The organism is Streptomyces cupreus (assembly GCF_014257025.1).
Taxonomy (GTDB): Bacteria; Actinomycetota; Actinomycetes; order Streptomycetales; family Streptomycetaceae; genus Streptomyces; species Streptomyces cupreus.
On the sequence record NZ_JACMSF010000017.1, the window covers coordinates 58,551 to 81,675 of the forward strand.

Here is a 23,125-nt window from a genome sequence, read left to right on the forward strand (position 1 = left end):
GGAGCGGACGAAGACAGTGGCAGGCAAACCGGTCAGGCCCGTGAACGCCATCGACCAGACCCGGCGGATGCTCTCCCTGGTGACCTATCTCAGGGAGCGCCCCGGCGCCCGGGTCGAGGACGTCGCGCGCGCCTTCGGCATCACCGAGGACGAGCTGGTCTCGGACCTCGATGTGCTGCCCATGTGCGGCACCAGCTTCCGCGGCGGCGATCTGCTGGACATCGACACCGACGGTGAGCGCATCTGGTGGCACAACCCCGATGATGTCGCCGAGCCGCTGCGGCTCGCCTCCGACGAGGCGACGGCCCTGCTGGTCGCCGCCCGCGCGGTGTCCACGCTGCCCGGTCTGCGCGAGGGCGACCGGCAGGCGCTGCTGCGGGCCACCGCCAAGGTGGAGGCCGCGGCCGGTGAGGCGGCGGGGGCCAGCGCCCGTCTTTCGGTGACCTTCGAGTCCGAGGGCGGTGTCTTCGCCGACGTCGACCGGGCGATCTCCGAGCGCCGCCGGCTGTGGATCCGCTACTACTCCCCGGCCCGCGACGAGGTCACCGAGCGCGAGATCGACCCGATCCGCCTGGTCAGCGTCGGACACACCTATGTGGAGGCCTGGTGCCGCCGCTCCGAGGCGCGCCGCACCTTCCGGCTCGACCGGGTCGCCGAGATCAAGATCCTCGACGAGCCGTCCGCGCCGCCCGAGATCGAGCTGCGGGACCTCTCGGAGGGGCTCGTGCAGCCCGCCGCCGAGGACCCGGAGGTCGTCGTCGAGGTCGGCCCGGGCGGGCGCTGGGTCGCCGAGTACTACCCGCACGACAGTGCGGATGAGCTGCCGGACGGCGGGCTGCGTATCTCTCTGCGCACGCCCGACCCGACGTCGCTCAGACGCCTCGCGCTCCGGCTCGGCCGCGACGGCCGCATCGTCGCGCCGCCCGAGCTGGCCGAGAGCGCCCGCCAGGCGGCCCGGGAGGCGCTGGCGGCCTACGACGGGATCGAAGCGCAGGACGCGCAGGGAAACGGCATCCGGGAGTGAGCCGGAGGGGCGCGCCGGTGTCGAGAGCGTGAGTGCGCGCAGGCCCGAAGGGCTGAGCCCGGTCGCGCTCTCGACACCGGCACGGAGCGCCCCGGAGGCGAGCGACCAATAAGAAGGGGAGGACGGCTTGAGTGATTCCGTGTTGTCCGGTGTGTCCGTGGCGTCCGCGTTCGCCGGGATGAGGAGCGTGGCCCCCGTGGTGTTCAAGGCGGGCTGTCCGGACTGCCGGGGGCGGTTCGAGCTCGCCGCGAGCGCTCTGCGGCTGGCCATCGGCGCCACGAGCCGTACCACCTTCTACTCCTTCACCTGCCCGGAGTGCGGCGCGTCCGTGCGCAAGCCGGCCGGTGAGCGGATCGTCGAGCTGCTCACCGGTGGCGGGGTCCGTACCCTGCGGCTGCACTCCACCCTCTAGGCTCGGCGTCATGTTCTGGCCGATGTTCGCGATCGCTGTGGGTTTCCTGGGTCTCGCCGTTCTCGGTGTGCTCGCGGTGCGGGTCTTCCTGGAGGCGCAGCGCCTCGGCAGGCAGGTCTCGGACTCGGCGCGGCGCATCAACAGGGCGGCGGAGGACCTGGAACGGGCGGCCGTGAGCACGGCCCGGGCTGTGGACTCCCTGTGAGTCCGGCTGAGAACCAGGTGTGAGTCCCGCGCCGCATGCGTTTTGGGCCACTTCGCCCTGTCAACTTGCCGCCGGTGCCAGGTACGCTGCTGGTCGCGGCCCGGAGAACGAGGCCCGGACCGCGGACCGGGAGTACGCACGGGGATTGCCTCACGTTCACCCCTGAGCGTTACGATCGCTGCCAACACGATCGTTCGGACATGTGTCCGACCGGTCGGACAGCACCCCACCCAAAGCCGCCTCGGTGAGAAGGTAAAGACTTATGTTCGGAAGGCTCGGAGCCCCCGAGATCATTCTCATCCTCGTCGTCATCATCCTGCTGTTCGGCGCGAAGAAGCTTCCGGACATGGCTCGGTCGCTCGGCAAGTCCGCCCGCATCCTCAAGAGCGAAGCGAAGGCGATGAAGTCCGACGGCCAGGACAACGCGTCCGCTGCGTCCGCCCCGCCGCACGACGACCAGCAGCCCCCGGCTCAGCGCACCATCCAGGCGGCCCCCGGCGACGTGACGAGCTCGCGCCCGGTGAACGAGCCGACGGACACGACCAAGCGCTGACGCAGGGCCGGTGACCTCCGGCCCGCCGCACGAGATGGGAACGTGGGTTGCTGAAGCCTGCCCGCAACAAGGAGAAGGATCCCGAGGGGCGGATGCCCCTCGCGGAACACCTTCGTGAGCTCCGCAACCGGCTCGCGAAGGCGCTGCTGGCCATCGTCGCCGTGACGATCGTCGCCGCCTTCTTCTACATGGACATCATCAGCTTCTTCACAGAGCCGATCCTCAAGTCGGTCGGCTGCAAGGAGAGCTTCGAGCAACTGGCGAACACCACCACCGAGAAGACGTGTGCGCAGATCACCATCAACGGTCTGCTCACCCCCTTCACGCTGGCGCTGAAGGTGTCGCTGATGGCCGGTGTCGTCCTCGCCTCGCCGATCTGGCTGTATCAGCTGTGGGCCTTCGTCGCCCCGGGCCTGCACAGGCACGAGAAGAAGTACGCCTACGCGTTCGTCGCCACGGGCTTTCCGCTCTTCCTCCTGGGCGCCCTCTTCGCGTACAAGGTGCTGCCCACCACCGCGAAGGTGCTGATCGAGTTCACGCCGTTCGGCGTCGACAACCTCCTGCCCCTGGACGATCTGCTCGACCTCGTCACCCGCATGGTGATCGTCTTCGGTCTCTCCTTCGAACTGCCGCTGCTGCTGGTCATGCTCAACTTCAGCGGCGCGATCACCGGCAAGCGCATGCTCGGCTGGTGGCGCGGCATGATCATGGGCATCACCGTGTTCGCGGCCCTCGCGACCCCGAGCACCGACCCGCTGACCATGCTGGCGCTCGCCGGACCCATCTGGATCCTGTACTTCGCCGCGACCTTCGTCTCGCTCCTCAACGACCGCCGCAGGCGCCGCCGCGACGCGCTGGGCCCCGCCGACGACGAGGCCTCCGACCTCGACCTCACCCCCGAGGAGATCGGCGAGGTCGAGACCGTCTCCGCCAGCCGGGCGCTGCCCGAGCAGGCGGGCCCGGACCGGGTCAACGGTTATGACGACGTGACCTGAAGATCGCGGGGCAGCTCATAGGGTCTGACCCGTGAGCAGCGAGATCACTCTCCTCGTCAATCCCACCGCGGGCCGCGGCCGGGGCGCATCCGCTGCGCAGCCGGCCGCTTCCGCGTTTCGGGCGGCCGGATTCACCGTGCGGACGGTCATCGGGGAGCACGCCGAAGACGCCCTCGCACGCGCGCGTGCCGCCGTCGCGGACGGGACCGGGGCGCTGGTCGCGGTCGGCGGTGACGGCATGGCGAACCTCGCGCTCCAGGCCGTCGCCGGGACCCGCATCCCGCTCGGTCTGGTCGCGGTCGGCACCGGCAACGACTTCGCCCGCGCCCTCGGCCTGCCCGTACGGGACCCGGCCGCAGCGGGCCGGCTGATCGCCGAGGCGCTCAAGGGCGCCCGGCTGCGCGACATCGACCTCGGACAGGTCGGCGACCGCTGGTTCGGCACCGTCCTCGCCTCCGGCTTCGACTCCCGCGTCAACGACCGCGGCAACCGGATGCGCCTGCCCACCGGCCGCCTGAAGTACGACCTCGCCATGCTCGCCGAGCTGGCCTCCTTCCGGCCCTTCCCGTACCGGATCACGCTCGACGGAGGCGAGGTCCGCGAGATCGAGGCCACGCTGATCGCCGTCGGGAACGGATCGTCGTACGGCGGCGGGATGCGGATCTGTCCCGGCGCCGACCTCACCGACGGGCTGTTCGACATCACGATCGTCGGGGACTGCTCCCGCGCCACCCTGCTGAGGGTGTTCCCGAGCGTCTACCGGGGCGGCCACGTCGACCACCCCAAGGTCACCGTCGTCCGGGCCGCGCGGGTCGAGATCGCCGCCGAGAACATCACCGGGTACGCCGACGGCGAGCCGCTCGGCCCGCTGCCGCTGACCGCGCGCTGCATACCCGGCGCCGTGCGGGTCGTAGGGCCGTGAGCTGCGCGGATCCCGGGTTTACGGAACCCGGATCCGGATAATGATCGTCCTGTTGTCAGTGCGGCCCGGTACGCTCGAAAGCACGATGACAGAGGACCTCTCACCGGCCGAGCGGTATGCGGCTGCCCGTGTGCGGGCTGCCGAGCAGGCCACCGCGCTCGCCTCCTTCCGCGAGATGTACGACTTCGGCCTCGACCCCTTCCAGATCGAGGCCTGCCAGGCACTCGAAGCGGGGAAGGGCGTGCTGGTGGCCGCCCCCACCGGTTCCGGCAAGACGATCGTGGGCGAGTTCGCCGTCCACCTCGCCCTGCAACAGGGCAAGAAGTGCTTCTACACGACACCCATCAAGGCGCTGTCGAACCAGAAGTACGCCGACCTGTGCCGTCGCTACGGCGCGGACAAGGTCGGCCTGCTCACCGGCGACAACAGCGTCAACTCCGGCGCCCCCGTGGTCGTGATGACCACCGAGGTGCTGAGGAACATGCTGTACGCGGGCTCGCAGACCCTCATCGGCCTCGGCCATGTGGTCATGGACGAGGTGCACTACCTCTCCGACCGCTTCCGGGGTGCCGTATGGGAAGAGGTGATCATCCACCTCCCCGAGTCGGTGACCCTGGTGTCCCTGTCGGCGACCGTGTCCAACGCCGAGGAGTTCGGCGACTGGCTGGACACCGTCCGCGGTGACACCGAGGTGATCGTCTCCGAGCACCGCCCCGTCCCGCTGTTCCAGCATGTGCTGGCCGGACGGCGGATGTACGACCTGTTCGAGGAGGGCGAGGGCCACAAGAAGGCCGTCAACCCCGATCTGACGCGGCTGGCGCGCATGGAGGCGACCCGGCCGCCGTACCAGGACCGCAGACGCGGGCGCGCCATGCGGGAGGCCGACCGGGAGCGGGAGCGCAGACAGCGCTCGCGCGTGTGGACACCGGGCCGGCCCGAGGTCATCGAACGCCTCGACGCCGAGGGCCTGCTGCCCGCCATCACCTTCATCTTCAGCCGCGCCGCCTGTGAGGCCGCCGTACAGCAGTGCCTGTATGCCGGACTCCGACTCAACGACGAGGAGGCGCGGGAGAAGGTGCGTGCCCTCGTCGAGGAGCGCACGGCGTCCATCCCGACCGAGGATCTGCATGTACTCGGCTACTACGAGTGGCTGGAGGGCCTGGAGCGCGGTATCGCCGCCCACCACGCGGGCATGCTGCCGACCTTCAAGGAGGTCGTGGAGGAGCTGTTCGTGCGCGGTCTGGTGAAGGCCGTCTTCGCCACCGAGACACTCGCGCTCGGCATCAACATGCCCGCCCGCTCGGTGGTGCTGGAGAAGCTCGTCAAGTGGAACGGCGAGCAGCACGCCGACATCACGCCGGGCGAGTACACCCAGCTCACCGGGCGCGCGGGGCGGCGCGGCATCGACGTCGAGGGTCACGCGGTCGTGCTGTGGCAGCGGGGGATGAGCCCCGAGCATCTCGCGGGTCTCGCCGGCACGCGTACGTATCCGCTGCGCTCCAGCTTCAAGCCGTCGTACAACATGGCGGTCAACCTCGTCGAGCAGTTCGGGCGGCATCGCTCGCGTGAGCTGCTGGAGACGTCGTTCGCGCAGTTCCAGGCCGACAAGTCGGTCGTCGGGATCTCCCGGCAGGTGCAGCGCAACGAAGAGGGCCTGGAAGGCTACAAGGCCTCCATGACCTGCCACCTCGGCGACTTCGACGAGTACGCGCAGCTGCGGCGGGAGCTGAAGGACCGGGAGACCGAGCTGGCCCGGCAGGGCGCGGCCCAGAGGCGTGCCGAGGCCGCGGTCGCGCTGGAGAAGCTCAAGCCGGGCGATGTCATCCATGTCCCGACCGGCAAGTACGCCGGCCTCGCGCTGGTGCTGGATCCGGGGCTGCCCGCCGGACGGTCCAACGGCCACCGGGGCTTCGAGCACCACGACGGGCCCCGGCCGCTGGTGCTCACCGCCGAGCGGCAGGTCAAGCGGCTGGCGTCGATGGACTTCCCGGTGCCGGTCGAGGCGCTGGAGCGGATGCGGATCCCGAAGTCCTTCAACCCGCGCTCCCCGCAGTCCCGCCGTGACCTCGCTTCCGCGCTGCGCACCAAGGCCGGACACATTCCGTCGGAGCGGGCCCGGAAGAAGCGGTCGCAGGCCGCCGACGACCGGGAGATCGCCCGGCTGCGCACCGCGATCCGCGCGCATCCCTGCCATGGCTGCAACGACCGTGAGGACCACGCCCGTTGGGCCGAGCGCTATCACCGGCTGCTGCGGGACACCTCGCAGTTGGAGCGGCGCATCGAGGGACGCACCAACACCATCGCGCGGACCTTCGACCGGATCGTCGCGCTGCTGACCGAGCTGGACTATCTGCGCGGCGACGAGGTCACCGAGCACGGCAGGCGGCTCGCGCGGCTGTACGGCGAACTCGACCTGCTGGCCAGCGAGTGCCTGCGGGCGGGTGTCTGGGAGGGGCTCGGCCCCGCCGAACTCGCCGCGTGCGTCTCGGCTTTGGTGTACGAGGCCCGGGTCGGCGACGACGCGATGGCGCCGAAGCTGCCGTCCGGCAAGGCCAAGGCCGCTCTCGGTGAGATGGTCAGGATCTGGGGGCGGCTGGACGCCCTGGAGGAGGACTTCCGGATCAGCCAGACCGAGGGTGTCGGGCAGCGGGAGCCCGATCTCGGGTTCGCCTGGGCCGCGTACATGTGGGCCAGCGGCAAGGGGCTGGACGAGGTGCTGCGCGAGGCCGAGATGCCCGCGGGTGACTTCGTGCGGTGGTGCAAGCAGGTGATCGATGTGCTGGGGCAGATCTCGGCCGCGGCTCCTGGCGAGGGGTCGACCGTGGCGAAGGCCGCGCGTAAGGCCGTTGACGGGCTGCTGCGGGGGGTTGTCGCCTACTCGTCGGTGGGCTGATTCCTCGATCGATCGCGGGTGCGGGGTTCTGCGTGGTTGCTCACGCGGGACCCCGCACCCGTTTCTTCACTCGTCACGGTGAGTGTTTTCGCACTCGCGTACGCCGTGACAGGCCGTGTGCGAGTGATGCCCCAGCGTGCAAATGGAGTTGAGGGTACTCCTGCCTCGGGGGTGATTTCAGGTGCTTGCTGAATATGACACGGCGATGATCCGGTCGGACTAAGCTCGCCCGCAGCGCACCGAGTTGAGGCGTATTCGTGCGTTTGTTCAAAAACCTCCCGAAGATGCAGAACGTTCCATGACGTACCCCCCTGCAAGTCCCCCGACTCCTAGCCGATTCCTTTCAGAGGGCCCACATGGTGAGTGTTCAACCCCCTCCCGCCTCCCAGCCCCGGCGCCGTGAACTGCCGTACGCGCGCGTGCTGTTGCCGCCCGCCATACTGATGGCCGCGGCGACCGGCGCCGCCGCCGCCCTGGTGACGGGGCCGGCCCGGGCGGCCGTCGGCTGGTGCGGCGCCGTCGCCACGGTTCTGGTGATCGCCACGGCGGCCCAAGTCGTGCGCCGCGGGCGCGCCCTGCGCGGCGCGCACGAGGAGCACGCCCGCAACACCGCGTATCTGGAGCGGCGGGTCGCCGCCCACCATCACGAGATGGAGCGGCTCGCCCGGGAGATCGTGCCCGTCGCGATCGACTACATGCACCGCGGCAATTCCCCCGCGGAGGTGATTCGCCACCTCGGCGAGCTCGACCCCTCCTACCGCGAACTCACCGTCCCGCAACTGATGCTGATCGAGCGTGTGCTCGACATCATCGACCGCGAGGAACAGCTGAGGGACTCCGCCCAGCGCTCCTTCGTCAATATCGCCCGCCGGGTCCAGGCGATCGTGCACCAGCAGAACAAGGAACTCCTCGAAATGGAGGAGGACCACGGCCGCAACCCCGAGGTCTTCGACGACCTGCTGCGCATCGACCACGGCACCGCGCTGATCGGCCGCCTCGCCGACTCCATCTCCGTCCTCGGCGGCGGCCGCCCCGGCCGCCAGTGGCCCGAACCCGTCGCGCTCTACAGCGTGTTGCGCGGTGCCATGTCGCGCATCCTGGAGTACCGGCGCATCTCGCTGGACAACATCGCCAAGGTCAACATCCGCGGTATCTCCGTCGAGCCGGTCATCCACGCGGCCGCCGAACTTCTCGACAACGCCACCCGCTACTCGCCGCCGCAGACCAAGGTGCACGTCACCGCCACCGAGGTGCAGACCGGCGTCGCCATCGAGATCGAGGACGCCGGCGTCAGCCTCAGTGAGGAGGCCCGCGCCAAGGTCGAGGGCATGCTGGAGGCCGCCAAGGCCGGCATCGACCTCCAGGAACTCGGCGACACCCCCCGCCTCGGCCTCGCCGTCGTCGGCCGCCTGTGCACCGCCTTCGACATGCAGGTCTCGCTGCGCAGTTCGGCCTACGGCGGAGTCCGCGCCGTCCTCATCGTGCCGCGCGAGATGATCACCAGCGAGCCCGCGGCCGGTTATGCCCACGGCATCGGCGCCGCCGCCGCCCCGCTGCCCGAACTCGGCGCCCTCGAAGGCCCCAAGCGCAAGCCCAAGACGCGCCGCCCCACCAACCCGCGCATCCCCGAGGGGCTCTCCCTGGAGGACGACGTCCCGGTCGTCACCGAGTGGACCGCCAACGGCCTGCCGCAGCGCCGCAGCCGGGTCACGACGCCGCTGAGCGAGCGGATCGCGCAGCAGGCCAAGATCGAGCGCGAGGACCAGGAGCGTATCGCCCGCGGTGAGAAGCCCCTGTGGGGCTCCGCCATCAAGCCCGACCCCGAGCCGGAGCCCGAGGACGACACCCCGCCCGGCCTGTGGGTGGAGGCCTTCTGGGAGGGCCTCAAGCGTGACCCCGATCCCAACGCATTCCGCCAGCCGACCAACGAACCGGCCCATGCCCCGGCCGACGACGAGGGGGACCTCAAGTGATCCAGCAGCGAGCCAACTTCGACTGGATGCTCAAGGATCTTGCCGACGGCGTCCCCGGCATCGAGATGATCGTCGTGCTCTCCGCAGACGGTCTGCGCATCGCCCGGCACGGCGGCGACCCCGACGCCGCCGACCGGGTCGCCGCGGCCTGCGCGGGCCTGCAGAGCCTGGCGAGCGCCGTCGCGCACGAGATTCCGGACAGCGACGGCAAGATGAAGCTGGTCATCATCGAGATCAACCGCGGCTACTTCTATCTGATGGCCGCCGGTCCCAACGCCTATCTCGCGGTGCTCTCCGACACGTTCGCCGAACCCGGCCTGATGAGCAACCGTATGCGGGACCTGGTGGACCGGATCGGGCCGCATCTGACCAGCCCGCCCCGGCGCAATGGGCAGACCGTATGACTCCTCCGCAACGCCAGAGGCGCTACCCCAAGCCACCGCCCGCCCCACGGCAGCCGCTCAAAGAGGGCGAGCGCAGGAACCCCGAGCGGATGTTCGTGGTCGGCGGCGACGGCGGGGCGCGGGCCGATCTCGACCTGGTCACCTTAATCGTGGCGAGCGCCGATCCACCGCCCTCCGCGACGCCCGAGCAGACGGCGCTGCTCCGGCTCTGCACGGCCCCGCTCTCGGTGGCCGAGCTGTCCGCCTATCTCAACCTCCCGTTCAGCGTGGTGACCGTCGTGCTCACCGAGATGCTGGCGGACGAACTGGTCGAGGCGCACAAGCCGCTGGTGCGGCAGTCGGTCGCCGACCGTTCCCTCCTCGAAGCGGTGATGCATGGACTTCAAAGACTCTGACACCATCCCCGGACCACGCACCGAGGACCGGCTGCCGCAGACCGCCCAGGCCGCCGTGAAGATCGTCATCGTGGGTGGTTTCGGCGTCGGCAAGACGACCATGGTCGGCTCGGTCAGCGAGATCAGACCGCTGACCACCGAGGAGACCATGACGCAGGCCGGGATCGGCGTCGACGACAACTTCGGCTCCGACACCAAGACGGCCACCACCGTCGCCATGGACTTCGGCCGCATCAGCATCACCGAGAAGCTGGTCCTCTACCTCTTCGGAACGCCCGGCCAGGAACGCTTCTGGTTCCTGTGGAACGGCCTGTTCGAGGGCGCGCTGGGCGCGGTCGTGCTGATCGACACCCGTCGGCTCGAAGTCAGCTTCGATGTCATAGGGCGACTTGAGGAGCGCGGGGTGCCCTTCGTGGTCGCCGTCAACTCCTTCCCGGACGCGCCCCGTTACCCGATCGAGGAGCTGCGCCAGGCGCTCGACCTGCCGCCGGAGATCCCCATCGTGGAGTGCGACGCCCGCCGCCGCGCCTCCAGCCGGGACACCCTCATGACCCTGATGCGCTTCCTGCACTCGCTCGCCATGACGGGCGCGCTCACCTGACCGACGTATCCCGAACTCCCCTGACACCGGATCCACTTCGGAGCGACCACGTGACGCCTGAATCCCACTCCCTGACCGGCACGGACGACCCGCGGTCCGGCCCGCCGCCCGGCTGCCCCGCCCACGGCCTCGGGCCAGGGGGACTGCGCCGGCTCTACGGTCCGGACGCGGAGAACCTGGACGAGCTGTACGAGGAACTGCGCGACGAGCACGGGCCGGTGGCGCCGGCGTTGCTGCACGACGACGTGCCGATGTGGGTGGTCCTCGGCCACGCCGAGAACCTGCACATGCTCCGCAGCCCCTCGCAGTTCTGCCGGGACAGCCGTATCTGGAACCCGCTGCTGGAGGGCATGGTCAAGCCCGACCATCCGCTGATGCCGCACATCGCCTGGGAGCCGATCTGCTCCTACGCCGAGGGCGACGAGCACCTGAGGCTGCGCGGCGCGGTCACCGGCGCCATGTCCACCATCGACCACCGCGGCATCCGGCGGTACATCAACCGCTCCACGCAGCGCCTGGTGAACGAGTTCTGCGAGCAGGGCAGGGCCGATCTGGTCGGCCAGTTCGCGGAGCATCTGCCGATGGCGGTGATGTGCGAGATCCTCGGCATGCCCGAGGAGTACAACGACCGGATGGTGCAGGCCACCCGCGACATGCTGCGCGGCACCGAGACCGCCATCGCCAGCCACGGTTACGTCATGGGCGCCCTCCAGCGGCTCACCGAGCGCCGACGCGCCGAGCCCGCCGCGGACTTCGCCAGCCAGCTGATGAGCCACCCGGCCCGGCTCACCGACGACGAGGTCACCAAGCACCTCTGGGTCGTCCTCATGGCGGCCTACGAGGCCACCGCCAACCTCATCGCCAACGTCCTGCGCATGGTCCTCACCGACCCGCGGTTCCGCGCCCAGCTCAAAGGCGGCCAGATGACGGTGCCGGAGGCGGTCGAGCAGTCCCTGTGGGACGAGCCGCCGTTCAGCACCGTCTTCGCCTACTACGCCAAGCAGGACACGGAGCTGGGCGGCCGGCGCATCCGCAAAGGCGACGGCCTGCTCTTCGGTATCGCGCCGGGCAACGTCGACCCACGGGTCCGGCCCGACCTCGCCGCCAATATGCAGGGCAACCGCTCGCACCTCGCCTTCGGTGGCGGTCCGCACGAATGTCCCGGCCAGGACATCGCCCGTGGCATCGCCGACGTAGGCGTCGACGCGCTGCTGATGCGGCTGCCGGACGTCCGGCTCGACTGTGACGAGGAGGAGCTGAGCTGGCGTCAGTCCATCGCCTCCCGGCACCTGGTGGATCTCCCGGTCCGCTTCGAGCCGAAGCCGCAGCAGGACGTGACGATGGCACCGAGCCTGAACCAGGTACCGGCACCGCGCCCGGCCTGGCAGGTCAGCACGGCCCCGCGCCCCCTGCCGCAGCCCGCGCCCCCGCCCGCGGCCCCGCAGCCCGCACCGGCACCCGAACCGCCCCGCAAGCCGGGAGCATGGCGTCGCCTCGTGCGCTGGTGGAAGGGTTACTGACCGGCCCAGGTGTCGTACGACGCCCAGGCCCCGAGCACCCGCCCGCTCCGGAACCGGTGCTCCGCGCCCGTGACCGGATCGGTGAACTCCAGCGCCCGCGCGAGCAGTTGCAGCGGCCGCCGGAAGTCACCGGCCGGCACGGGGTCGGCCACCACCGGATAGAGCGGATCGCCGAGGATGGGCACACCGAGCGAGTTCATATGGACCCGCAGCTGATGGGTCTGCCCGGTGGCGGGCGTGAGCCGGTACCGCCCGAGCCCGTCGCCCCGATGCTCGACGAGCTGGACCCGGCTCACGGCGTTGACCTCACCCGCCACCTCCCGAGCGGCCAGCTCCCCGCGCTCCTTGAGGATCCGGCTGCGCACGGTCGTGGGCAGGGCGAGCGAGGCGTCGTACGGCGCGACAGCCTCGTACTCCTTGCGCACCCGCTTGTCGCGGAACAGCGTCTGATACGCCCCCCGCTCCTCGGGCCGTACGGTGAACAGCACGAGCCCGGCGGTGAGCCGGTCCAGCCGGTGCGCGGCCCCGAGCGTCGGCAGCCCCAGCTCCCGCCTGAGCCGGGCCAGCGCGGTCTCCTTGATGTGGCTGCCGCGCGGGGTGGTGGCGAGGAAGTGCGGTTTGTCGACGACGACGATGTGCTCGTCGCGGTGGACGACCTCCAGCGGAAACGGCACCGGCACCTCGTCCGGCAGCTCCCGGTGGAACCACACGAACATCCCCGGCACATAGGCCGCGTCGCCCGCGACGGCCCGTCCGTCAGCCCCGACGAACAGCCCGGCCGCGAACATGCGGTCGACGACCCCGTCCCCGGCCGCGAGCCGCTCCACCAGATGCTCCCGCACGGTGGCCCAGGCGCCCTCGCCCGGCAACCGCACCCGCACCGGATCGACCCCGTCGCGCTGCGGCAGAGGGGAGGGCGGGGGAGGGGTCCTGCGTCTCATCACGATCAAGGGTACGGCGCCGGAGTACGGCCACCGGGCGGTTAAGATCGCGCTCTCCAGCAGAGAACGATCATGGGGGGACCATGAGCAGGAGTCGGCGTGCCCGGGGACTCGCGGTGCGCGGGGTGACGGCGGTCTTCGTCGTGGCGGCCGTCGGGGGGTGTTCGTCGAGTGAGGAGCTGCCCGATTTCACCGGTGCGCAACTTCAGTCGGCGCAGGACCGGGCGCAGAGCGCCGGGTTCGGGAACCTGAGCTCCGAGGACGCGACCGGGCAGGGGCGGGCGCAGGTGTGGGACCGCAACTAGCGGGTGTGTTCGCAGGAGCCGAAGGCCGGTGAGGCGGATCCCGAGACCCTGGTGGTCTTCTCGGTCGTGAAGGAGGGGGAATCCTGCCCCGCGTCCACCGAGGGGTATCTGGCCATGCCGGGCGATGAGATGCCGAGCTATGTCGGGCGCAATCTGATGGACGCCATGGATCAGATGGCGGCCCTGACCGGCGAGGTGACCGCGAGGGACGCCACGGGCAAGGGGCGCGGTACCGACAACGAGAACGACTGGCGGGTCTGCGGCAGCACCCCCGCGGTCGGCGAGATCATCGAGGAGAGCGTGGAGTTCGAGGTCGTGCCCAACGACGAGAAGTGCCCCGGCGCCAAGTGACGAAAGAGGCCCGTTCCGAGCCTGGCACGGGCCCTGCGTCTCACGCCGCGGGCGTGCCTTCCTGCTCCGCCTCGATGCGCGCGTTCCACTCCCGCTTCGACGCCTGCCAGCCGTCCTCGTTGTGGCCGAGGCGCCAGTAGCCGGAGATCGAGAGGTCCTCACGGGGGATCTGCCGCTCGACGCGCAGCAGGCGACGGAGGTCCTTCACAAAGGCCGCCTCGCCGTGCACGAAGGCGTGCAGCCGGCCCTCGGGGAAGGGCAGCGCGCGGACCGCCTCGGTCAGGGCCTCGCCCACCGGGCGGTCACCGCGGTGCAGCCAGATCACGTTCACGTCGCAGTCGATCTTCTGCTGCTCCTCCGGGCCCGCGACCTCCACGAAGGCGTACGCCGTGGCACCGGCCGGCAGCGCCTCCAGGGAGCAGGCGATGGCGGGCAGGGCGCTCTCGTCACCGACGAGGAGATGCCAGTCGGCGGTGGCGTCGGGGGCGTAGGCGCCGCCCGGGCCCATGAACCGCACTGTCTCGCCGGGCCGGGCGCGCAGGGCCCAGGGTCCCGCGAGGCCCTCGTCGCCGTGGATCACGAAGTCCAGCGTCAGCTCGCGGTGCTCGGGGTCCCAGGCGCGCACCGTGTAGGTGCGGGTCACCGGCCACTGCTCGCGCGGGAACTCCTCGCGGATCCGCTCCAGGTCGAAGGGCTCCGGGTAGGTGACGCCCTCGGGGCCGAAAAGCAGCTTCACATAGTGGTCCGTGCAGGTGTCGGCCGAGAAGTCGGCCAGGCCCTCCCCGCCGAGCACCACGCGCTGCATATGCGGGGTCAGCCGTTCGGTACGGACGACCTGCGCGGAGTGGGGCCTGCGCGGCTTGCGGGCAGGGCGTTCTGCCATGACGGCCTCCCTCGGATAAGCTTAGGTTTGCCTAAGTTAGCACCTTTGCCCGCCGAACGGCTCCTGCGTCAAAGCGCGTGAAGGAGAATTTAAGGGGCGAATTCCCTTTCCGCCGAACCTCATTCACTCGATGGGGAACGTCGTTCACACGGCCAGCGTCGACACCAGTCGCTGCAATGATCCGCCGAGCCCCCAGCGCTCCGCCAGCCCCTGGAGTGCAGCCTGATCATGCGGGGTGCGCGGCAGTGCGGTGTTGACGTCCGGCAGCGGTACGTCGTCGGCTACGCGCACGACCGTCGGCGCCACCGCGACATACGGCCGCGACTCGTCCAGCCGCCTGCGCTGCGCCGGCGTGAGCTTCGCCTTCGGATCGTCCACCGCCGCCATGATCCCGGCCAGATCCCCGAACTCGGTGAGCAGCTTGGCCGCCGTCTTCTCCCCGATGCCCGGCACACCCGGCAGACCGTCGCTCGGGTCACCGCGCAGCAGCGCCAGATCCGCGTACCCCCGGCCGTCCACGCCGTACTTCTCGCGCAGCCACGCCTCGTCGGTGAGCTGGAGCGTGCCCACGCCCTTGAGCGGGTACAGCACCCGGATCCCGCGCGCGTCGTCCACCAGCTGGTACAGGTCGCGGTCGCCGGTGACGATGTCCACCGGGCCCTTCGCCCGCGCGGTGAAGGTGCCGATCACATCGTCCGCCTCGTACCCCTCGACCCCCACGCGCGCGATGCCGATCGCGTCCAGGACCGCCTCGATGACCGGCACCTGCGGCGAGAGCGTGTCGGGCACCTCCTCCTCGTCAGGACCGACCTCGTGCTCCTCGGCGACGCGGTGCGCCTTGTACGAGGGAATCAGGTCCACCCGCCACTGCGGCCGCCAGTCGGCGTCCATACAGGCCACCAGGGCGTCCGGACGGTGGTCCTTCACCAGACGGTCGATGAAGTCCAGCAGCCCGCGCACGGCGTTCACCGGAGTGCCGTCCGGGGCCTTCACGGAGTCCGGCACACCGAAGTAGGCGCGGAAGTAGAGCGAGGCGGTGTCGAGGAGCATCAGTCGTCCGGTCACGCCACGCATCATGCCGTACCCCACTGACAGCGACTTCCCGGCGCAACAGGTTGTGTCACGCGCCTTCGCTGTGGGCTGGACCACTTGTGCGTTTGTGCCCAGAGAACGAGGGCAGGCGCCGCCTCGGAGCGATGCCGCCTCTTGCGCCGGGTCGCTCCCTCTTCATTGAGATTCTTTGCCGTCGAGGACGAGAAGGTACGCGTGTCAGCCAGGCTGGAAGCCGAGCATCTCTACAAGGTGTTCGGCAGACGACAGGACAAGGCAGTGGAACGGCTCCGCGCCGGAGCCGACCGGGAGGAACTGCGCTCCGACGGCACCACCGCGGCCGTCATCGACGCCTCCTTCACCGTGGAACCGGGCCAGATCTTCGTCGTCATGGGCCTGTCAGGATCCGGCAAGTCCACGCTGCTGCGCATGCTCAACGGCCTCCTGGAGCCGACCGCCGGACAGGTCCGCTTCGACGGCCAGGACCTGACCGCGCTCAGCCCCCGCGACCTGCGCGAGGTCAGGGCCAGGAAGATCAGCATGGTCTTCCAGCACTTCGCGCTCTTCCCGCACCGCAGCGTCGTCGAGAACGCGGCCTACGGCCTGGAGGTCCAGGGCGTCCCCAAGGCCGAGCGTCTCGCCCGGGCCACCGAGTCCCTTGAGCTGTGCGGCCTCAAGGGCTGGGAGAAGTCCTGGCCCGACGAGCTCTCCGGCGGTATGCAGCAGCGCGTCGGCCTCGCCCGCGCGCTCGCCACCGACGCCGACCTGCTGCTGATGGACGAGTCCTTCAGCGCGCTGGACCCGCTGATCCGCCGCGACATGCAGGACCAGCTGCTCCAGCTCCAGACGAAGCTGAAGAAGACCATCGTCTTCATCACCCACGACCTCAACGAGGCCATGCGCCTCGGCGACCGCATCGCCGTCATGCGCGACGGCCGCATCGTCCAGACCGGCACGGCCGAGGACATCCTGGTGCGCCCCGCCGACGACTACGTCGCCTCCTTCACCCAGGACGTCGACCGCTCCCGGGTGCTCACCGCCTCTTCCGTCATGGACCGCGAGGTCCGCGGCGACGAGGCCGACTGCGCCTGCACGACCGCGACGCCCGACACCTCCTTCCACGACCTGTGCGCCCTCAGCGCCCGCCTCTCCCACCCGGTCGCGGTGCTGGACGGCAAGAAGAAGCTGGTCGGCGTCGTCCCGCGGCAGCGGCTCGTCGGCTTCCTCGGCGACGAGAGCGCCGAACCGGAGCCGTGCCCGGCCCCGCGCGACAAGGGCGGAGAGAAGGTGACCGCCCGTGCCTAGGATCGAGTTCGGTTCATGGGTCAACGACGCGGTCGAGTGGCTCACCACCCACATGGGCTGGCTGTTCGACTTCTTCGAGAAGGTCTTCCGCGGCGCCTACGACGGTGTCGACGCCGTCCTCCAGGCCCCCGAGCCGCTGCTGCTCGCGGGCATCTTCGCGCTGATCGCGTTCTGGCTGCGCGGCACACTCGCCGGAGTCCTCACCTTCGCGGGCTTCGCCTTCGTGGTCTCCCTCGATCTGTGGGAGGACGCGATGGTGACCCTGTCGCTGGTCCTCGTCGCCACGGTCATCGCGCTGGTGATCTCGGTGCCGGTCGGCATCTGGGCGGCGCGCTCCAACCGGGTCAGCGCGATCGTGCGGCCCGGCCTCGACCTGATGCAGACGCTGCCGGCGATGGTCTACCTGATCCCGGCGATCCTCTTCTTCGGCAGCGGAGCCGCCGCGGGCATCGTCGCCACCCTCGTCTTCGCGCTCGCCCCGGGTGTGCGCATGACCGAGCTGGGCATCCGCCAGGTCGACAAGGAACTGGTCGAGGCCGCCGAGGCGTTCGGCACCACCCCGCGCGACACCCTGCTGCGCGTCCAGCTCCCGCTCGCCCTGCCCACCGTGATGGCCGGCGTCAACCAGGTCATCATGCTCGGCCTGTCCATGGCGGCCATCGCCGGCATGGTCGGCACCGGCGGCCTAGGCGGCGACGTCAACGAGGCCATCGGCCAGCTCAACATCGGCCTCGGCGCCGAGGCGGGCATCGCCATCGTCATCCTGGCGATCTACCTGGACCGGATGACCAGTGCCCTCGGCACCCAGGTCTCCCCGCTCGGCCGCCGCGCCGCCGCCCGGGTGCGCGCCGCCCAGGGCCTGAAGATCTGGTCGTACCGCCCCCGCGCCTCCGTCGCCGTGGTCGGCGTCGTCGTGCTCGCGCTCGTCGCGGGCGGCATGGGCGTCTTCGGCGGCGCCGACAAGACCGACCCGGTCGCGGGCGACGGCAATGTCGGCCAGGGCAAGAAGCTCAGCATCGGCTACATCCCCTGGGACGAGGGCGTCGCCTCCACCTTCCTCTGGAAGGAGATCCTGGAGCAGCGCGGCTACGAGGTCGAGGCCAAGCAGTTCGACGCCGGCCCCCTCTACACCTCCCTCGCCCAGGGCGACATCGACTTCCAGACCGACTCCTGGCTGCCCACCACCCACGAGCAGTACTGGAAGAAGTACGGCTCCCGACTCGACGACCTGGGCTCCTGGTACGGGCCGACCTCCCTCGAACTGAGCGTGCCCGCCTACATGAAGGGCATCGACTCGCTGGAGGACCTCAAGGGCAAGGCCGGGCAGTTCGACGGCAAGATCACCGGCATCGAGTCGAGCGCCGGCATGATGAGCCTGCTCAAGAGCAAGGTCCTCAAGGAGTACGGCCTGGACAAGGAGTTCAAGGTCGTCGACAGCTCCACCCCGGCCATGCTGGCCGAGCTCAAGCGGGCGTACGACAAGAAGGAACCGATCGTCGTCACGCTCTGGTCGCCGCACTGGGCGTACAGCGACTACAAGCTGAAGAAGCTCAAGGACCCGAAGGGCGCCTGGGGCGAGGGCGACGGGGTGCACACCCTGTCCCGCAAGGGCTTCGCCGAGGAGAACCCGGTCGTCGGTGAGTGGCTGAAGAACTTCGAGCTCACCGAGGAGCAGCTCACGAGCCTGGAGTCGGAGATCAACAAGGCCGGCAAGGGCAGGCAGCAGGACGCGGTGCAGACCTGGCTGAAGGGCAACCCGGGTCTCGTCGACAAGCTCGCCCCGGTGCAGGACACCGAGACTCCGGCCGAGGCGAAGCGCCCGCTGGACGTGGCCTGGTTCCCGTGGGACGAGGACATCGCCGTCACCTACCTGTGGAAGAACGTCCTGGAGCGACGCGGCTACAGGCTGAACCTCAAGCAGATGGACGTCGGCCCGGTCTACACCGGCCTGGCCTCCGGTGACCTCGATCTCAACTTCGACGCCTGGCTGCCGTACGCCCAGAAGAACTACTGGGACAAGAGCAAGGACAAGCTCCATGACCTGGGCACTTGGTACGAGCCGACCTCGCTGGAAGTGGCCGTCCCCTCCTATGTGAAGGGCGTCGACTCCCTGGCGGATCTCAAGGGCAAGGCCGACACCTTCGACGGGAAGATCGTCGGCATCGAGCCCGGCACCGGGGAGATGAACCTCCTCAAGACCAAGGTGCTCCCCGGATACGGCCTCGACGACGAGTACGAGGTCGTCGACGGCTCCACGCCCGCGATGCTCGCCGAGCTCAAGCGCGCCTACGCCAACAAGGAGCCCATCGCCGTCGTGCTGTGGTCCCCGCACTGGGCGTACAGCGAGTACGAGCTGACCAAGCTGAAGGACCCGCAGAAGTACTTCGGCGAGGGCAACACCATCCGGACGATCTCCAACAAGGACTTCCCCGAGCAGTACCCCCAGCTCACGAAGTGGATCAAGAACTTCAGGATGAGCGAGGACGAGCTCGGCACCCTTGAGCAGGAGATCAAGGACCGCGGCCAGGGCCACGAGGAGGAGGCCGTCGCCGCGTGGCTCAAGGAGCACCCGGACATGGTGGAGCGCATGACCCCGGCGGCCTGAGAACCGTGTGAGCCCCGATTCCGGCGGGCGTCCGGCACACCTGACCGTGCCGGACGCCCGCCTTCTCTTTGCGTACGAATTCCGGCCAACTAGGGTGGTGGGGCAGTGCTCACCGGCCCGACCAGGCAGTTCGCCCACGATCGCGGCACCGGTGAGGAGGGGAATCGCCTGCGGCCGTGCGCCGGCCGGGGTCCGGCGGTGGCGCGAACTGTGGGGTCGCGCCTCCCGCCGTGTGTCGTCGATGTGACGGGCGCATGAAACGGTTTGCCGAACATGCGTAGGGTGCAGAGAACTCATCAGAGGACTCGGCACCGGGCGACGAGCGAAGGAGGGAGCCGGAGCGATGGGCGACCACAAAGAACAGCCCTTGCGGGTGGGCGCGGCCGTACGGCGGCGTCGTCGCGCGCTGGAGCTCACCCTTGCCGTCGTGGCCGAGCGCAGCGGCCTGTCGGTGCCCTTCCTGAGCCAGGTGGAGAACGACAGGGCCCGCCCCAGCAGAAGCTCCCTGGAGAAGCTCGCCGACGCCCTGCGCACCACGGCCGTGGAACTCCTCGCCGCGGCCGACCCGGCGTGCAGCGTGGACGTCGTACGCGCGGAGTGCGCGGAGGTGACCCCCGAGCCACGGACGCGTTCCCTGGTGCGCGGCCACCATCAGATGCACGCCTCGGAGTTCACCGGGGACCATGACGCGGGACGCGAGTTCCAGTACCGCAACGACCAGTTGATGTACGTCGCCGACGGCGCCGTCGAGATCGAGGCCGAGGGACGCGCCTACCGGCTCGGCCGCGGCGACACCCTGTACCTCACCGGCGGGGTCCGCCACCGCTGGCGGGCCACGGTGCCAGAGACCCGGATCGTGGTCGTCGCGGTGGCCGAACACATCGAGGCGGTCCAGGACCGTCCGCGCTGATGCGCGTCGTCTCCCTGGTGCCGTCCCTGACGGAGGCCGTGGCGGTCTCGGCCCCCGGCGTCCTGGTCGGTGTCACGGACTGGTGCACGCACCCGGCGGACCTCGGCGTGGCCCGGGTGGGCGGCACCAAGAACCCGAAGATCGAGCGGATCGTGGACCTCGCCCCCGACTTGGTGATCGCCAACGAGGAGGAGAACCGCGCCCCCGACCTCGCGGCCCTCAGAACGGCGGGCATCGAGGTGCTGGTCACCGAGATCCGCGACGTCCCGGAAGCCTTCCGGGAACTGGAGCGGGTGCTGACCGCGTGCGGGGCCGGGACACGGCCGCGCTGGCTGGACGAGGCCGAGCGGACCTGGTCGGCGCTGCCCGCCCCTGACCGCCGTACGACCGCCGTGGTGCCGATCTGGCGGCGCCCCTGGATGGTGCTGGGCCGCGACACCTTCGCCGGTGACGTCCTGGCCCGCCTCGGTGTGGACCACGTCCACGCGACGCACGAGGACCGCTACCCGCGCATTCCCCTGGAGGAGCTGCGGGCAGCGGCGCCGGACGTGGTCGTGCTCCCCGACGAGCCCTACCGGTTCACGGCCGACGACGGCCCGGAGGCCTTCCCCGGACTTCCCTGCGCGCTGGTCAGCGGACGGCACCTGACGTGGTACGGACCGTCACTGGCCGAGGCGCCGGGAGTGCTGGGCGCGGCCCTGCGAGCAGCGCGCCGCTGACCACCCCGCGCGCGGTCTGCGCGGCGGCGACGAGCCAGGCGGCGACGAGCACGGCGTACAGGGCGACCGCGAGCCCCTCGTAGACCACGAGCCCGGTGTGCCGGGCGAGCGCCTCGGCGCCGGTGACACAGGTGCCGACCGGGAAGGTGAACGCCCACCAGGTCATCGCGAACCGCATCCCCTGGCGCCGGGCGCGGACCACATGGGCGGTGGCGAACCCCAGCCACAGCAGCGCGAACCCCATGACCGGCACCCCGTACAGCACGGTCAGCACGTCGAAGCCCTGGCTGTACGGGGCCGGTACGACGCCCGGCGCGTACTCCGCGAAGTTGCCGACGGCGGTGGTCGACTGGCCGAGCGGACCCAGCACCAGGAACAGGGTCGGGGTCAGCGCGAGCGGCAGCGGACCGGCGGTGACCAGCCGTGCGAAGACGAGCGGCAGCATCAGCAGGGTCGCGAGCAGACTCAGCCCGAACATCGCGAAACAGGCGAACAGCAGCGTCTCCCGGGCCTGCCCGGCGGGCAGATACGGCACCAGCAGCGGCCCGAGCGCGGCGGACACCATCGGCGCGACGAGCGGCAGCAGCCACACGGGCGTGGCCTGCCCGGGCTCCACCCGATGCCGTACGGCCATGAGGTACGGAACGGCGACCGCGGCGGCCAGTCCTACGGCCGTGCCGACGGTGAACAGCACGACGTCCAGCGCGACCGCCGCCTCGGTGCCGATCCAGTCCCGGCCGACGGTGAGGGCGCCGCCGCCGACGGCCAGCAGGGCCATGGAGAGGCAGCCGTAGAAGGGGGCCGTCGCCGGGTCCATGAGGTGGGCGCGGGCCTGGTCGCGGTGGTGGGTCCAGTGCAGGGCGCGGGCGGCGAGGAGTGCGACGAGCAGGGTCAGGGACAGGGTCCAGACGGCGGTGCAGGCGGCTCGGGGGACGGGCACGGGGAGCGCGGCGCCGGCGGTGGCGACGATGGCGGTTCCCATGACGGAGGCGTACCAGTTCGGTCCGAGGTGACGGACGGCCATGGCACGGCGGAGGGGCTGGGCGGCGGTGACCATTGCCCCACGGTCCCGCCCTCGGACGTCCACCACCAGGGAGCATGTCTCTATGAGGGCATAAGCTGGCTTTATGAGTAGTGCGGTGACGACATCCCTGGCCCATCGAGTCCCGGACCTCGGCGCGCTGGAACTGCTGCTGGCGGTGGCGCGGCTGGGCAGTCTGGGCGGAGCGGCCCGTGAGCTGGGCATCACCCAGCCCGCGGCCAGCAGCCGGATCCGGTCGATGGAACGGCAGCTCGGGGTGGCGCTGGTGGACCGCTCACCGCGCGGCTCACGGCTGACGGACGCCGGTGCGCTGGTGACGGACTGGGCGCGGCGGATCGTGGAGGCGGCGGAGGCCTTCGACGTGGGCGCGCAGGCCCTGCGGGACCGTCGGGATTCCCGGCTGCGGGTGGCCGCGAGCATGACGATCGCCGAGTATCTGCTGCCGGGCTGGCTCCTGGCGCTGCGCGCGGGCCGCCCGGACACGGCGGTGTCGCTGCACGCGGGCAACTCGGCGGCGGTGGCCGAGCGGCTGCTGGCCGACGAGGCGGACCTCGGCTTCGTGGAGGGCCTCACGGTCCCCACGGGCCTGGACTCGGTGGTCATCGCCCACGACCGCCTGATCGTCGTCACGGCCCCCGGACACCCCTGGTCCCGCCGCCGACGCCCGCTCGCCGCCGAGGAGTTGGCGGTGACCCCCCTGATCCTCCGCGAGAAGGGCTCAGGCACCCGCCAGGTCCTGGACACGGCCCTGGGCGGCCTGGCACGCCCCCTGATCGAACTCTCCTCCACCACGGCGGTGAAGGCGGCGGCGGTGAGCGGCGCGGGCCCGGCGGTCCTGAGCGAACTGGCGGTCCGCGAGGAACTGTCGATGCGCCGCCTGGTGAGCATCCCGGTGGCGGACGTGTCCCTGGCCCGCGACCTCAGAGCGGTCTGGCCGACGGGGCATCGGCCGGTGGGGCCGGCGCGGGATCTGCTCCATCTGACGCGGGTCTGAGCAGGCCGGGCGAAGTCCACTGCGGTTCGGCAGCGCCCTGAAGGGGCGCGGGGCTGTGCCGATATGCGGCGCGTGGACGCGACCAGTCACGATGGCGCCGCAGACGACCGACGGCACATCGCG

At 70.4% G+C, this 23,125-nt stretch carries 23 protein-coding genes; 19 read left to right on the forward strand and 4 right to left on the reverse strand.

Annotation, left to right across the window (positions count from 1 at the left end; translation table 11 throughout):
* Positions 1 to 16: 16 nt before the first annotated feature.
* From H4N64_RS17755 to H4N64_RS17810, 12 genes are all read left to right on the forward strand, one after another.
* On the forward strand, positions 17 to 1,024 hold the full coding sequence (locus H4N64_RS17755; protein WP_186283319.1) for a WYL domain-containing protein: 1,008 nt from the start codon (positions 17 to 19) through the stop codon (positions 1,022 to 1,024).
* Positions 1,025 to 1,202: 178 nt separating this feature from the next.
* Positions 1,203 to 1,436 (forward strand): CpXC domain-containing protein, encoded by a 234-nt coding sequence (locus H4N64_RS17760; protein ID WP_418896273.1) that lies wholly within the window; start codon positions 1,203 to 1,205, stop codon positions 1,434 to 1,436.
* A 10-nt stretch (positions 1,437 to 1,446) separates the two neighbouring features.
* Positions 1,447 to 1,641, forward strand: coding sequence for a hypothetical protein (locus tag H4N64_RS17765; protein ID WP_186283321.1), 195 nt, complete (start codon positions 1,447 to 1,449; stop codon positions 1,639 to 1,641).
* A 262-nt stretch (positions 1,642 to 1,903) separates the two neighbouring features.
* On the forward strand, positions 1,904 to 2,194 hold the full coding sequence (gene tatA / locus H4N64_RS17770) for a Sec-independent protein translocase subunit TatA (protein ID WP_186283322.1): 291 nt from the start codon (positions 1,904 to 1,906) through the stop codon (positions 2,192 to 2,194).
* 47 nt (positions 2,195 to 2,241) lie between these two features.
* Positions 2,242 to 3,189: a twin-arginine translocase subunit TatC gene (gene tatC / locus H4N64_RS17775; protein ID WP_186283323.1), complete on the forward strand. Its 948-nt coding sequence runs from the start codon at positions 2,242 to 2,244 to the stop codon at positions 3,187 to 3,189.
* A 31-nt stretch (positions 3,190 to 3,220) separates the two neighbouring features.
* The gene (locus tag H4N64_RS17780) at positions 3,221 to 4,111 is read left to right on the forward strand and encodes a diacylglycerol kinase (protein WP_186283324.1); all 891 of its coding nucleotides are present in this window, start codon (positions 3,221 to 3,223) and stop codon (positions 4,109 to 4,111) included.
* A 40-nt stretch (positions 4,112 to 4,151) separates the two neighbouring features.
* Positions 4,152 to 7,004 carry a DEAD/DEAH box helicase gene (locus H4N64_RS17785; RefSeq protein ID WP_186283325.1) on the forward strand — a complete coding sequence of 951 codons (2,853 nt, stop codon included), beginning with the start codon at positions 4,152 to 4,154 and terminating at the stop codon, positions 7,002 to 7,004.
* Positions 7,005 to 7,360: 356 nt separating this feature from the next.
* Positions 7,361 to 8,977, forward strand: a complete 1,617-nt coding sequence (locus H4N64_RS17790) for a sensor histidine kinase (protein ID WP_186283326.1) — start codon at positions 7,361 to 7,363, stop codon at positions 8,975 to 8,977.
* The gene (locus H4N64_RS17795; RefSeq protein WP_186283327.1) at positions 8,974 to 9,381 is read left to right on the forward strand and encodes a roadblock/LC7 domain-containing protein; all 408 of its coding nucleotides are present in this window, start codon (positions 8,974 to 8,976) and stop codon (positions 9,379 to 9,381) included. The genes H4N64_RS17790 and H4N64_RS17795 overlap by 4 nt, the downstream gene beginning before the upstream one ends.
* The gene (locus tag H4N64_RS17800; protein ID WP_186283328.1) at positions 9,378 to 9,776 is read left to right on the forward strand and encodes a DUF742 domain-containing protein; all 399 of its coding nucleotides are present in this window, start codon (positions 9,378 to 9,380) and stop codon (positions 9,774 to 9,776) included. Before H4N64_RS17795 ends, H4N64_RS17800 begins: the two co-directional genes overlap by 4 nt.
* Complete coding sequence (locus tag H4N64_RS17805; RefSeq protein ID WP_186283329.1) at positions 9,757 to 10,377, forward strand: GTP-binding protein; 621 nt, start codon at positions 9,757 to 9,759, stop codon at positions 10,375 to 10,377. The genes H4N64_RS17800 and H4N64_RS17805 overlap by 20 nt, the downstream gene beginning before the upstream one ends.
* A gap of 50 nt (positions 10,378 to 10,427) precedes the next feature.
* On the forward strand, positions 10,428 to 11,897 hold the full coding sequence (locus H4N64_RS17810) for a cytochrome P450 family protein (RefSeq protein WP_186283330.1): 1,470 nt from the start codon (positions 10,428 to 10,430) through the stop codon (positions 11,895 to 11,897).
* Here the strand turns inward: H4N64_RS17810 and H4N64_RS17815 are convergent.
* Positions 11,891 to 12,838, reverse strand: a complete 948-nt coding sequence (locus H4N64_RS17815; RefSeq protein WP_186283331.1) for an RluA family pseudouridine synthase — start codon at positions 12,836 to 12,838, stop codon at positions 11,891 to 11,893. The two genes, H4N64_RS17810 and H4N64_RS17815, sit on opposite strands and share 7 nt — an antisense overlap.
* 83 nt (positions 12,839 to 12,921) lie before the next feature.
* On the opposite strand from H4N64_RS17815, the gene H4N64_RS17820 reads away from it, so the two are divergent.
* Entirely contained in the window at positions 12,922 to 13,143 is a 222-nt protein-coding gene (locus H4N64_RS17820; RefSeq protein ID WP_186283332.1) for a hypothetical protein, read from the forward strand.
* A 3-nt stretch (positions 13,144 to 13,146) separates the two neighbouring features.
* Positions 13,147 to 13,494: a hypothetical protein gene (locus tag H4N64_RS17825; RefSeq protein WP_186283333.1), complete on the forward strand. Its 348-nt coding sequence runs from the start codon at positions 13,147 to 13,149 to the stop codon at positions 13,492 to 13,494.
* Positions 13,495 to 13,534: 40 nt separating this feature from the next.
* Here the strand turns inward: H4N64_RS17825 and H4N64_RS17830 are convergent, their stop codons facing one another.
* Positions 13,535 to 14,377, reverse strand: coding sequence for a siderophore-interacting protein (locus H4N64_RS17830; RefSeq protein ID WP_186283334.1), 843 nt, complete (start codon positions 14,375 to 14,377; stop codon positions 13,535 to 13,537).
* A gap of 144 nt (positions 14,378 to 14,521) precedes the next feature.
* Positions 14,522 to 15,451, reverse strand: coding sequence for a 5'-3' exonuclease (locus tag H4N64_RS17835; RefSeq protein ID WP_260859781.1), 930 nt, complete (start codon positions 15,449 to 15,451; stop codon positions 14,522 to 14,524).
* 192 nt (positions 15,452 to 15,643) lie between these two features.
* Between H4N64_RS17835 and H4N64_RS17840 the strand changes: the two genes are divergently transcribed.
* The 4 genes from H4N64_RS17840 (at position 15,644) to H4N64_RS17855 (ending at position 20,966) form a co-directional block, all read left to right on the forward strand.
* Positions 15,644 to 16,732 (forward strand): betaine/proline/choline family ABC transporter ATP-binding protein, encoded by a 1,089-nt coding sequence (locus H4N64_RS17840; RefSeq protein ID WP_186283336.1) that lies wholly within the window; start codon positions 15,644 to 15,646, stop codon positions 16,730 to 16,732.
* Positions 16,725 to 19,337, forward strand: a complete 2,613-nt coding sequence (locus H4N64_RS17845) for a glycine betaine ABC transporter substrate-binding protein (RefSeq protein ID WP_186283337.1) — start codon at positions 16,725 to 16,727, stop codon at positions 19,335 to 19,337. The genes H4N64_RS17840 and H4N64_RS17845 overlap by 8 nt, the downstream gene beginning before the upstream one ends.
* 343 nt (positions 19,338 to 19,680) lie before the next feature.
* Positions 19,681 to 20,247, forward strand: a complete 567-nt coding sequence (locus H4N64_RS17850; RefSeq protein ID WP_186283338.1) for a helix-turn-helix domain-containing protein — start codon at positions 19,681 to 19,683, stop codon at positions 20,245 to 20,247.
* Positions 20,247 to 20,966, forward strand: a complete 720-nt coding sequence (locus H4N64_RS17855) for a helical backbone metal receptor (RefSeq protein ID WP_186283339.1) — start codon at positions 20,247 to 20,249, stop codon at positions 20,964 to 20,966. Before H4N64_RS17850 ends, H4N64_RS17855 begins: the two co-directional genes overlap by 1 nt.
* Here H4N64_RS17855 and H4N64_RS17860 read toward each other — a convergent pair.
* On the reverse strand, positions 20,878 to 22,023 hold the full coding sequence (locus H4N64_RS17860; RefSeq protein WP_186283340.1) for a TDT family transporter: 1,146 nt from the start codon (positions 22,021 to 22,023) through the stop codon (positions 20,878 to 20,880). The genes H4N64_RS17855 and H4N64_RS17860 overlap by 89 nt on opposite strands.
* A 70-nt stretch (positions 22,024 to 22,093) precedes the next feature.
* Here H4N64_RS17860 and H4N64_RS17865 point away from each other — a divergent pair, with 70 nt between their 5' ends.
* Positions 22,094 to 23,002: a LysR family transcriptional regulator gene (locus H4N64_RS17865; RefSeq protein ID WP_186283341.1), complete on the forward strand. Its 909-nt coding sequence runs from the start codon at positions 22,094 to 22,096 to the stop codon at positions 23,000 to 23,002.
* Positions 23,003 to 23,125 lie beyond the last annotated feature (123 nt).